Origin of the sequence: Streptomyces sp. NPDC001663 (assembly GCF_042893105.1) — a bacterium.
Lineage (GTDB): Bacteria > Actinomycetota > Actinomycetes > Streptomycetales > Streptomycetaceae > Streptomyces.
This window is the reverse complement of sequence record NZ_JBIAUR010000016.1, coordinates 254,226-265,420: the sequence shown is the minus strand read 5'-3', so window position 1 is coordinate 265,420 and position 11,195 is coordinate 254,226. Positions and strand designations below refer to the sequence as shown.

The following is an 11,195-nucleotide window of genomic DNA, read 5'->3' as shown; positions in this document are numbered from 1 at the left end:
ACCTCGCGCACCAAATGATCCGCCGCGGCGCACACAAGAACATCCAAGCCCTGGAAGCCGACATCCGTGCCTGGGTCAAGGACTGGAACGAAGACCCCAAGCCGTTCATCTGGACCAAGACAGCCGAAGAGATCCTCGACTCCCTCGCCCGCTTCTGCCGACGGATCTCTGGCGCAGGACACTAGCCCTGGTTCGCGAGGTGGGCCAACGCCCCCGACACCAGCGTCCGTACGCCCGGCACGACCGTCGCCAGGTCGGGCGCGAAGTGCGGGCTGTGGTTGCTCGGGACCGCCAGGAACTTCTCCATCAGGTCGGCGCCGGGCGCCGCGTCCCACACGTCGGCCGGGGTGGTCGTGACGAACCAGTACGAGTACGGGATCCCGCCCTGCGCGAGATGCGGGAAGTCCTCGCTGCCCATCACCGGGCCGAAGTCGAGCACCGTCCCCGCCCCCAGCACCTCCTCGTGCACGGCGGCGACCAGGCGGTCGGTGTCGGCGTCGTTCATGGTCACCGGGAAGGTCGCGCCCACGCTCACCTCCGGCTCCCGCGGGCATCCGGCTGCAAGGGCCTCGCCGGCCGCGATGCGCCGGATCGCGGCGATCATCCGCTCGCGCACCTCGTCGGACTGGGTGCGCAGATTGAGGGAGATGCGTGCCTCGGACGGGATGATGTTGTGCCGGGTGCCTGCCTCGATCCGGCCGACGGTCAGCACGGCGGACTCGCGGGCGGCGATCTCCCGGGAGACGACGGTCTGCAGCCGGGTGACGAGATAGGCGGCGGTGACGACGGGGTCGACGGTGGTCTCGGGCCGCGAACCGTGCCCGCCCCTGCCGTGGACGACGATGTCGACGTCCGTCGAGGCCGACATGATCAGGCCCGGCGAGTGGGCGTAGAAGCCGACGGGCCCGGGCGCCGCATGCTGGCCGAGCAGCACGTCCGGCCGCGCGAACCGTTCGTACAGACCGTCCGCGACCATCCGCGCCGCGCCCTGCCCGGTCTCCTCGGCGGGCTGCCCGACGACCAGCAGGGTGCCGTTCCAGGTCTCCCGCCCGGCGGCCAGCGCCTCGGCCGCCCCGGCGAGCCAGGTCACGTGCAGATCGTGCCCGCAGGCGTGCATCACTCCGGGTGCCCGGGAGGCGTACGACAGCCCGGTCTCCTCCTGGACGGGCAGCGCGTCCATGTCGGCGCGCAGCAGCACCGTCGGCCCCTCGCCGTTGCGCAGCACCCCGGCGACTCCGGTGCCGCCGACGCCCTCGGCGGTCTCGTAGCCGGCCTTGGCCAGCCGCTCGGCGAACCGACCGGCCGTCCTGTGCTCCTGGAGGGACAGCTCGGGGTTGCGGTGCAGATCCCGGTAGAAGTCCTCCAGCGCGGCGACGGGGAGGTCGGCGGTGAGGTCGAGTGCGGTGCGCGCGGCGGCAGAGGGCATGGAGGAAGCGTAGGCGGCAGGAACGCGGAAGGCCCCCGGCGGGACTAGGGGGGAAGTGTCCGGCCGGGGGCGATCGACGGCGGCCGTCGACGATGGGGGGAGAGTCCGCCGACGGCCGCAGCGCGGGTCCCGGGGCCGCTCGTCCCAATGAATCCGGCGCTACGACAACGAGACTCGCAGCCGGGGAGTTGATTGGCACCCCACTTCATCGGCCCAATCAAACCCCGCGAGTTGTCAGGCGTACGGGTCGAACGCGATGCCGCTCGGCTTCGCCTTGTTGAGGTGGTCGGCGAACTTGGAGTCCTGGAGCGGGAAGTTGGCGTCGCCCCAGTCGGAGGCGTTCAGCTTGTCGCGCAGACCGGACGCCAGGTTCTCCCAGCTGAGCAGGTTCTCCTGGTGCCAGGCGCCGGTGTCGTTCTCCGGCGTCTCGCCCCACTTGGCGAAGCGGAAGGCATGGGTGCTCGCGCCGTCCTTGTGGTAGACCGCCTCGACGCGCTGGCCGTTCATCGGCACGTCGGCGACCGCGTGGGTGCTGAAGCCGCCGTGGGCGGAGGCGGACAGGTAGGACGGGGTGCTGTCACCGTCCTTGACCCAGACGACCATGCACTCCCAGTCGTGGCGGTGGCCGATGCCCGGGGAGGCCTCGTCCTTCTCGAAGTAGCTGGCGTAGATGATCCCGCACCAGCCGTTGTTGCACTTGGCCCGCGAGTAGGTGTTGGCGTGGCCGAGGTGACCGCTGCGGCACTCGCCGGTGACCGAACCGGTCGGCTTGAGGCCGCCGTTGAGGTTGCCGCTCGGGTCGATCGCGGCGGCCGGGTAGCAGCTGTCCGAGTCGTAGTCGTAGACCGGCTCGAAGTTCTTCTGGAACGCGGTCGCGTTCTCGGGCAGGTTCTGCAGCACACCCGCGGAGGCGCTGCCGGTCAGGCCGGCGGCGAGGGCGGCGGCGCTGCCGGCGACGACGGCGGCTCGGGCGAGGCGGTAGGGCATGGGGGGCTCCAGTCGACGGTCCACTCGTCCCGGACATGACATCCGGGCGCAGGACCGAAGACTGGCAGGCCGACAGGGCTCGTAGAAAGGCTTTTCTGCCAACTCGCAGCGGCTTTTTGCCGAACTGATCAAGCTGTGGGAAAGCTGTCGGCGGGGGCGCTGGAGTGACCGATGCCACGACCGTGCTTCGCAACCGCGGAGTTGATACGTGTGTCCCTTTTGTCACACCGGTCAATCCGGAACACAGGCTTCCCTGGCATTTGTCCGGACGTTAGGTTGTCGTCACCTGAGCCGCATACGAAAGCCGTACGAAAGCCGCCGGCGGTACGGAAGGGAGCGCGCGGTGGGCCGACCCGAAAGACCCGTGGACCCCGAGGCCGGTCCCGTTCAGCGCCTCGCGCATCAACTGCGCGAGCTGCGCAAGGAGGCGGGCAACCCCTCGTACCGCGCGATGGCCGGGACCGCCGGCTTCTCCGCGACAACGCTTTCGCAGGCCGCGGCCGGCGAGCGGCTGCCGTCCCTGGCCGTCGCGCAGGGGTACGCGCGCGCATGCGGCGCGGATCCCGGGGAGTGGGAGGCCCGCTGGAAGGAGGCCGAGGCCGAGGCGGCGGGTGCGGCGCGCGAGGCGGACGAGGACCTGTCGCCGCCGTACCGGGGCCTGTCGCGGTTCGAGCCGGACGACCGGAATTTCTTCTTCGGCCGGGACCGGCTCGCCGGGGACCTGTGCGAGCTGGTGTCCGAGCACCGTTTCGCGGTGTTGTTCGGCGCGTCCGGGAGCGGCAAGTCCTCCCTGCTGCGGGCCGGGCTGATCCCCCGTCTCCGACATGAGATGGCGAGCCGCGGCAGGCCCGCGGTGCTGCGCGTGCTCACCCCGGGCGACCGGCCCGCGCAGACGTACGGCCATCTGCTCGCGCCCGCCGAGGGGGAGCCGGAGAGCTGGGTGGTGGTCGACCAGTTCGAGGAGGTCTTCACCCTCTGCCGGGACCGCACCGAGCGCATGCGCTTCATCGACCTGCTGCTCACCGCCCGCGACCCGGAGAGCCGGCTGCAGGTCCTGGTCGCCGTACGGGCCGACTTCTACGCCCGCTGCGCCGAACACCGCGGCCTGGCCGACGCCCTGCACGGCGCCGGCCTGCTGGTCGGCCCGATGACCGCCGACGAGCTGCGCGAGGCGGTGATCAAGCCGGCGCAGGCGGTCGGGCACCTGGTGGAACGGGAACTGACCGCGAAGATCGTCGAGGAGGTCCTCGACCAGCCCGGCGGCCTGCCGATGCTCTCGCACGCCCTGCTGGAGACCTGGCGCCGCCGCAAGGGCCGGATGCTGACGCTCGCCGCGTACGAGGCGGCGGGCGGGGTGCGCGGCGCGATCGCCGCGAGCGCCGAGGAGGTCTACGGGCAGCTCACCGCACCCCAGCAGGGCGCCGCCCGCCGGCTGTTGCTGCGCATGATCGAACCGGGCCGGGGCACCCCCGACACCCGCCGCCCGCTCACCCGCGCCGAACTGCGGGAGTGGGCCGACCCCGGCGTCCCGGTGGTGGTGGAGCGGCTGGCCCGGGCGCGGCTGCTGACCGCCGACGAGGAGGGCGTGCACCTCGCCCACGAGGCGCTGATCACCTGCTGGCCCCGGCTGCAGGGCTGGATCGAGCAGGACCGCGAACGGCTGCGCCGGCACCGGGCGCTGACCGAGGCGGCCCGCACCTGGCTGGAGCACGACCGCGACCCCGGCACCCTGTACCGGGGCACCCGGCTCGACCATGCCGAGGAGCACTTCCCGGACCATGTGCGGGACCCGGAGCTGACCGCGCCGGAACGGGAGTTCCTGATCGCCGCGTTCGACGCCCGCGAGGCCGAGCGCCGGACCGCCGCCCGCCACACGCGCCGGTCCCGGACCGCGCTCGGCGTGCTGTCGGCCGTCCTCGTGGTGGCCGTGGTCGCCGGCCTGGCCGCCTGGACGCAGAGCCGTGACAACCGGCGCCGCTCCACCGAGGACGCGGCGCGCCGCATCGCCGCCGTAGCCGACGGCCTGCGTACGACCGACCCGCGCACCGCGCAGCTGCTGGGTGTGGCCGCCTGGCGCACGGCGCGGTTGCCGGAGACCCGGGGGGCGCTGCTGGGCTCGCTCGCCCAGCCGGAGCTCGACACCTTCAGCGACCCGACGCCGGGCGAGGACGCTGCGCGCTACATGACGGACTCCGGCCGTACGTTGCTCAGCGTCGACGGCCGCGACTGGCGGACCTGGGACGTGGCCCGCCACCGGCGCATCGCCTCCGGGCGGCTGCCGGCGGGCAGCCAGGTGGACGGCGCGAGCCCCGACGGGCGGCTGCTCTCGGTCCGCAGGAACAACGCGCTGCAGTTGTGGGACACGACCGCCGGGCGGTGGCGCGGCGAGCGGATGCCCGCGACGTCCGTCGTGGAGTTCACCGGCAGCAGCTACCTCGTGAGCAGCGTGCAGGACAGCAACGTGCAGGTCCGCTCGGACGCGGACCACGGGCTGCGGCTCAGCGTCCGGGCGGGCAGCTCGACGGAGGTCGCGCCGAGCCCGGACGGCCGGCTGCTCGCCCACTGCCCCGAGGGCGGCGACGCGGCACAGCTGCGGGACCTGAGCACCGGGCGCACCCTGCACGGCCGTTGGGAACGTGACCCCGACGTCTGCGGCCGGGAGACCTCCCTGCTGGTGCTCGGCGACGGACAGCGGCTCGCCGCCCAGACCCCGACGGGAGTGCACGTCTGGGACGTCCGCTCCGGGGACCAGGTGGCCGACCTCGCCGACACCGGCGTGAAGTACATCGCCTTCAGCCCGGACGGCAAGCTCCTGGCGACCGCCGACGCGCAGGAGATCCGCGTCTGGCGGCCGGGCGTCCCGGCCCCCGTGTTCCGGCACTCCCTCAACAACCAGCACCTGTACGGCGGTCTCGCCTGGGACGACGAACACCCCGTGCTGCGCTACCTGGAGGGCTCCACCGTGCACGCCCTCGACGTCTCGGCGGCCGTGACCCGCAGCTGGCGGGAGCAGCCGATGGACGCCGTGCGCATCAGCCCCGACGGCCGCACCCTGGCCACCGTCGGCCGTACCGGCGACCGCTACCGCGTCGAACTGCGCGCCACCGGCGACGGCCGCCTCCTGCGCACCCTCCCCGCCCCGCAGCTCCCCGCCTCCACCGACCCCTCCTCACCGGTGAACGCGGAGGACACCACCGCGCTGCTGGCGTTCACCCCCGACGGCAAGGCACTCGTCTACGGCATCTCGGCCCCCAGCAGCGAGACGTACCGGCAGCCCTTCACGGTCTGGGACCTCGCCGGGAACCGGGTCCGCGCGACGCCGAACCTGGCCACGAGGACGTCGACCGGAGCGATCGTCGCGATCGCCCCCGGCCCCGACGGCCGCACCCTCTACGCCACCCGCTCCTCCCTCGGCTCCAAACCGACCACCGAGGTCTGGAACCCAGCACGCGACCGCAGGACGGGAGTACTCACCTCCCTGGCCGGCACCCACCTGGCCACCGCCCCCGACGGCGGCGTCCTGGCCGGCGACAACCGCGTCGCCGCCCTGCCGTCGGGCCGGGTCACCGGCCAGGACCTGGTCCAGGGCGACGAGATCGGCTCCCTCGCCTTCGCCGCGGACGGCTCGCTGTTCGCGGCCGGCGACCAGACCGGCCGGGTGGCCCTGTGGGACGGGAAGCTGAAACAACGCGCCGGCATCCTGCGCAACGTCTTCGCCGCCCTCCCCAACGGCATCGGCGACGCGGTCTTCGGCGACACCTCCGAGGCGGTCAGCGCGCTCGCGATCAGCCCCGACGGAAGGACCCTCGCCGTCGGCGGCGAGGCGGGCAGCCTCCAGCTCTGGGACATCGCCACCCAGCAGCCGCTCGGCTCCCCCCTCACGACGTCCGGGGAGGAGATCGACACGGTCGGCTTCAGCGCCGACGGCACCACGGTGTACGCGGGCAGCGCGCACGTACCGTTGCAGCGGTACGCGATCGATCCGACGCGGGCGGTCGCGACGGTGTGTGCACGGGCGGGCGGGAGCGGACTGACGCGGGCACAGTGGGGGACGTATCTGCCGGAGGTGCCGTATCAGCGGGTATGCGGGGATTGATCGGGTCCCTCGGCTTCGACCATCGTCTCGTCGCTGCACCGAACGTCGTTGCACCGAACCGATTCTGACCCCGGTTCACCGACCCGCGTGGTGGGCCTGCTGCACCTGACCGACCTGTCCGACACCGTCCGCCGCCCGCGCCGGACCGGCGTTCGCGGCCAGTACCAGGGCGGCCACTGCGATGACGGCTGCGCCGAATCCTCGGGCGTAACGCTCGGAGATGTGTCGGAGCACGGCAACCTCTCAACAGCGTTTCAACAGCGTTGTATTAAACGCGCTTAAGATGCCGCTTAACCTAGGGGCACTCGAGGGGCAACAGCAAGAGGGCCGGGGGGAGTTGGCGGTGTCGGACCGTGATGATCCGGTAACGATCGGGCGCAGGGTGCAGCAGCTGCGCGCCGAGCGCGGACTTACGCAGAGACAGTTGGCGGAGCCCGCCTACACACCCGCGTACATCTCCACCCTGGAGGCCGGCCGGGTGCGCGCCTCCGACGAGGCGTTACGGCACATCGCCGAGCGCCTGGGGATCGCGTACGAGGAACTGGTCACCGGACGTCCGGCCCACCTCGCCACCGACCTGCGCCTCAGACTCACCGAGGCTCAGCGCACCCTCGCGAGCGGCGAGGCCGAGCAGGCCGCGGAGCAGTATGCCGGGTTGCTCGCCGAGGCCGAGGACCACGAACTGGTCGACGTCCAGGCCGTCGCCCTCCTCGGACTCGGCGACTGCGCCCTGGACACCGGGGAGTTGGAGGCCGCCCGCCAGTACTTCGAGCGCACCGAGCAGGCCCTCGCCGACGTACCGCTGCCCGCCCGCGTCCCCGCCCTCCGCGGCCGCGCCGTCTCCCACTACCTCGCCGGTGAACTCCGTTACGCCGTCTACCTGTTGGAGTCCGCCCTCGACGAGCTGAACCGCGGCGGACTGCACGACCCCGACGCCCTGCTCCTGCTCTACGCCAGCGTCATCGGCCCGTACATGGACATGGGCGCTCACGCCCGCGCCGCCCAGGCCGCCGAGTTCGCGCTCGCCCTCGCCCCGCAGTCCGGCGACCCCGCACTCGTCGCCCGAATGCACCGCTCGGTCGCCCGCACCCTGCTCGCCGAGGGCCGCCTCGCCGAGGCCGACGCCTCCCTCGCCAAGGCCGCCGAGCTCTACCGCACCCTCCAGCTGCGCACCGAACTCGCCAACTGCCACTGGATGCGCGGCTACGTCTATGCACAGAACGGCGAACTCGACCTCGCCGAGGGCGAGTTGAGACAGGCCCTCACCATGCTCTCCGCCAAGCGCGCCGCCCTCTACAGCAGTCAGGTCGCCGTGGAGCTCGCCGACGTACTGCACCGGCGCGGCAAGTCCGACGAGGCCGCGGCCCTTCTGCACGACGTGCTCAGCGACCTCAGCCCCGAACGCGGCGCCCTGCACTCCGCCGCCGCCCACCGCCTGCTCGGCATCATCGCCGAGGACACCCGGGACACGGAGGCCGCGGAGGAGCACTACGTACGGGCGCTGAGCCTGCTGGAGAGGGCGGGGGCGGCGGGTGACCTGGCCGATCTGTGCCGTCTGCTGGGGGACCTGCTGCGGCGCGGTGGGCGGGTGGAGGCGGCGTTGGACGCGTACCGCACGGGACTCGGCCACCGTACGGCCCCCGGCACCACCACCCTCGGACCCGCACCCGCACAGCCTCCTCTGTGAGCAGTCCGAGCCGGCGCACAGCCCCGCACGGTTAGCCTTCGCGGGGACATACCGACGACCGGGACGGGCACGTGCAGAACCAACGGACGGTGGCCGACGGGCTGCGCCTCGCCGTGCGCGCGCTCGTGTACGCCGTCCTCGGCGGCGTCGCGCTGATCGCCATCGCCACCGTCGTCTCCGTCCTCGGGCCGATGCTCGCGCTCGACCTGTACACCCCACCGGTGGCCGCCTGGTGGACCGTCTTCACGGCGATCGCGGTGCAGGGGGTTCCCTTTCTGCTGCTCGGTACGGTCGTGTCGGCGGCCATCGGCGCCTTCGTACCGGAGCGGGTCTTCACCCGGCTGCTCCCGCGCAACCCGGCGCTCGCGGTGCCGGTGGCGGGTGCCGCGGGTGTCGTACTGCCCGGCTGCGAGTGCGCGTCCGTGCCGGTGGCAGGGAGTCTGATGCGGCGCGGGGTCACGCCTGCCGCCGCCCTCGCCTTCCTGCTGTCGGCTCCCGCGATCAACCCCGTGGTGCTGGTGGCCACTTCGATCGCCTTCCCCGGCCAGCCGAGAATGGTCCTCGGCCGACTCGTCGCCTCGCTCGCGACGGCGGTGGTGATGGGCTGGCTGTGGGCGAGGTTCGGCCGGGACGAGTGGATCCGGCTGCCGAAACGGCACACACCGGCCTCCTCCGGTCTGCGCGCCTTCGGCGCCGGGCTCCAGCACGACTTCCTGCACGCCGGCGGCTTCCTCGTGCTCGGCGCGGCGGCCGCGGCGACCTTCAACATCGCCGTCCCCCGCTCCGTGCTGGACGTCTTCACCGGCTCGGCCTGGCTGTCGGTGCTGCTGCTCGCGGTCCTCGCCGTCGTCCTGTGCGTGTGCAGCGAGGCGGACGCGTTCGTCGCGGCCTCGCTCAGCGGCTTCTCGCCGACCGCACGGCTGGCGTTCATGGTGGTGGGCCCGATGGTCGACCTGAAACTCATCGCGCTGCAGACGGGCACGTTCGGACGCGCCTTCGCCGTACGGTTCACGTCCGTGACCTGGGCGGTCGCCGTGACGAGCAGCGTGCTGGTGGGGTGGTGGCTGCTGTGAGGCGCAGACGGTACGGCCCCGCGCTGCTGCTGGTGCTCACCGGCGCCGCGATCCTGCGGATCTCGCTCTTCAGCGACCTGTACCTGCGGTATGTGCAGGTCGGGCTGCGGCCGTACCTCGTCGTGTCGGGGGTGGTGCTGGCCGGACTGGGTGTGGTGGCAGCGGTCGTAGGGAGAAGGTCGTACGACGACGACGGTGCGGACCACGGTCACGAGCACCACGGTCACGGCCTCCGTATCGCCTGGCTCCTCGCCCTCCCCGCCCTCGCCCTGCTGCTCTTCCCGCCGCCCGCCCTCGGTTCCTACAGTGCCGAGCGCGAGGCGGCGCAGAAGGCGGCGCAAGGGGTCGGGACCTTTCCCGCGCTCGCGGCCGGGGACCCGGTCGATCTGACCCTCGCGCAGTTCAGTTCCCGGGCGATCTACGACAGCGGGCGCTCGCTGAAGGGCCGTACGGTGCGGCTGACCGGGTTCGTCACGCACGGCGACGACGGCACGTGGTATCTCACCCGCCTCCTGGTCTCCTGCTGTGCCGCCGACGCGACCACCAGCAAGGTCGAGATCCGCGGCACCGCATCCGACGGGCCGCCGCCCGCCGACACCTGGATGACCGTCACCGGCACCTGGCACCCCGAGGGAAGGCTGGGCAGCGACGCGGCCTGGCCGCCGGTTCTCGACGCCATGTCGGCGAAGCGGATCGGTCAGCCCGCCGACCCCTACGAGAAGCGCTAGCAGCGTTTCGGTGTACCGGTCAGGGGTAGTCGGACGGCGCTGACGAAGAGGGCCCCGCTGCGATCGAAGGAGGCGGTGGCCGTGCGACCTCGGCACGACCGCTACGGCTTCCCCGGCGATTCCCGTTCGGGCGGTGACGATCCCTGCTTTTCCGGTCGCGACGTCCGCAACGAGCGTCCTGCGGATCCGGAAGGGGCCGTCGACGTGATCGCCGAGGGAATACGTGACGCCCGGCCCGGGGAGATCCCGTTCCGGCTGTGCCGGGCTGCGGTGCAGCTGCTGCCGGTCAGCGGTGCGAGCGTGTGCCTGCGCAGCAACGGGGTGCCCGTCCGGCTGGGCGCGAGCAGCGCGGAGGCCTCGCATGTCGCGGAGATCCAGGCCACCCTCGGCGACGGCCCGTGTGTGCGCGCCGCCGAGGTCGGCGTCCCCGTGCTCGCCTCCGACCTGACCGCCGGCCGGGACGCGCGCCGCTGGCCGGTGTTCGCACAGCAGGCGACGGCGGTCGGGGTGCAGGCGGTGTACTCGATGCCGCTGGGCGACGAAGCGGTGACCGTGGGCACCCTCGACCTCTACCGGGACACCCCGGGCCGGCTCAGCGAGCAGGAGCTGCGCACGGCACGGCTCGTGGCCGGCCTGATGACGGTGGCCCTCATGGCGCTGCCGCGGGAGGAGAACGGCGGCGCGGGGGACGAGCCCTGGCTGAGCGGACTGGCCGCCGACCACGACGAGGTCTACCAGGCCATCGGGATGGTCATGGCGCAGCTCGGCGTCGAGGCCGACGAGGCACTGGCCCGCCTGCGCGCCCATGCCTTCGCCCAGGACCGCACCATCCTCGAGGTGGCGCACGACGTGGTCGTGCGCCGTAAGCGGCTCGACCCCGGCTGACTCGACCGGGCTGCCCTAGGATCGCGATCATGGACATGATGGGTTATTTCCTGGTGTTCGCGATCGCGCTCGTGGGTGTCGGCAGTATCGAGAACCGAATCTCCCGCGCCGACAAGCGAGTTGCCCGCGTCGAGCGCAAACTCGACCTGATCCTCGAACACTTGGGGCTGCGCGAGCAGGAACCGTGGTCGGACGAGGTGGCCGCGCTGCTGCGGGACGGCAAGAAGATCCAGGCGATCAAGGTGTACCGGGAGGCGACGGGGGTGGGCCTGAAGGAGGCCAAGGAGGCGGTGGAGCGGCTCGGCTAGACCTG

Annotated in this window: 9 protein-coding genes and 1 pseudogene; 7 read left to right on the top strand and 3 right to left on the bottom strand. The window is 72.4% G+C overall.

The window, feature by feature from the left end; translation table 11 throughout:
• Nucleotides 1–185: pseudogene (locus ACFY1L_RS41675) on the top strand (IS630 family transposase); the annotation flags it as partial.
• Here the strand turns inward: ACFY1L_RS41675 and ACFY1L_RS41670 are convergent.
• Entirely contained in the window at nt 182–1,426 is a 1,245-nt protein-coding gene (locus tag ACFY1L_RS41670; RefSeq protein ID WP_388837021.1) for an amidohydrolase, read from the bottom strand. The pseudogene ACFY1L_RS41675 and the gene ACFY1L_RS41670 sit on opposite strands and share 4 nt — an antisense overlap.
• A gap of 234 nt (nt 1,427–1,660) precedes the next feature.
• Nucleotides 1,661–2,413: an NPP1 family protein gene (locus ACFY1L_RS41665; RefSeq protein WP_388837018.1), complete on the bottom strand. Its 753-nt coding sequence runs from the start codon at nt 2,411–2,413 to the stop codon at nt 1,661–1,663.
• A gap of 343 nt (nt 2,414–2,756) precedes the next feature.
• Between ACFY1L_RS41665 and ACFY1L_RS41660 the strand changes: the two genes are divergently transcribed.
• The gene (locus ACFY1L_RS41660) at nt 2,757–6,509 is read left to right on the top strand and encodes a hypothetical protein (RefSeq protein ID WP_388837015.1); all 3,753 of its coding nucleotides are present in this window, start codon (nt 2,757–2,759) and stop codon (nt 6,507–6,509) included.
• 75 nt (nt 6,510–6,584) lie between these two features.
• Here the strand turns inward: ACFY1L_RS41660 and ACFY1L_RS41655 are convergent, their stop codons facing one another.
• Nucleotides 6,585–6,743: a hypothetical protein gene (locus tag ACFY1L_RS41655; RefSeq protein WP_388837012.1), complete on the bottom strand. Its 159-nt coding sequence runs from the start codon at nt 6,741–6,743 to the stop codon at nt 6,585–6,587.
• 109 nt (nt 6,744–6,852) lie between these two features.
• On the opposite strand from ACFY1L_RS41655, the gene ACFY1L_RS41650 reads away from it, so the two are divergent.
• The 5 genes from ACFY1L_RS41650 to ACFY1L_RS41630 all read left to right on the top strand — a co-directional run bounded on the left by ACFY1L_RS41650 (nt 6,853) and on the right by ACFY1L_RS41630 (nt 11,190).
• Nucleotides 6,853–8,196 carry a tetratricopeptide repeat protein gene (locus ACFY1L_RS41650; protein ID WP_388837010.1) on the top strand — a complete coding sequence of 448 codons (1,344 nt, stop codon included), beginning with the start codon at nt 6,853–6,855 and terminating at the stop codon, nt 8,194–8,196.
• Between the two features lie 71 nt (nt 8,197–8,267).
• Nucleotides 8,268–9,269: a permease gene (locus tag ACFY1L_RS41645; RefSeq protein ID WP_388837007.1), complete on the top strand. Its 1,002-nt coding sequence runs from the start codon at nt 8,268–8,270 to the stop codon at nt 9,267–9,269.
• Entirely contained in the window at nt 9,266–9,997 is a 732-nt protein-coding gene (locus ACFY1L_RS41640; protein ID WP_388837004.1) for a TIGR03943 family putative permease subunit, read from the top strand. Before ACFY1L_RS41645 ends, ACFY1L_RS41640 begins: the two co-directional genes overlap by 4 nt.
• A gap of 75 nt (nt 9,998–10,072) precedes the next feature.
• Complete coding sequence (locus ACFY1L_RS41635) at nt 10,073–10,882, top strand: GAF and ANTAR domain-containing protein (RefSeq protein WP_388837001.1); 810 nt, start codon at nt 10,073–10,075, stop codon at nt 10,880–10,882.
• 35 nt (nt 10,883–10,917) lie between these two features.
• The gene (locus tag ACFY1L_RS41630) at nt 10,918–11,190 is read left to right on the top strand and encodes a ribosomal protein L7/L12 (RefSeq protein ID WP_388837059.1); all 273 of its coding nucleotides are present in this window, start codon (nt 10,918–10,920) and stop codon (nt 11,188–11,190) included.
• Nucleotides 11,191–11,195 lie beyond the last annotated feature (5 nt).

What these genes read in the sequence shown, in the direction of transcription:
- ACFY1L_RS41670 (WP_388837021.1), bottom strand. Translation starts at nt 1,426, where the DNA reads ATGCCCTCTGCCGCCGCGCGCACCGCACTCGACCTCACCGCCGACCTC.
- ACFY1L_RS41665 (WP_388837018.1), bottom strand. Translation starts at nt 2,413, where the DNA reads ATGCCCTACCGCCTCGCCCGAGCCGCCGTCGTCGCCGGCAGCGCCGCC.
- ACFY1L_RS41630 (WP_388837059.1), top strand. Translation starts at nt 10,918, where the DNA reads ATGATGGGTTATTTCCTGGTGTTCGCGATCGCGCTCGTGGGTGTCGGC.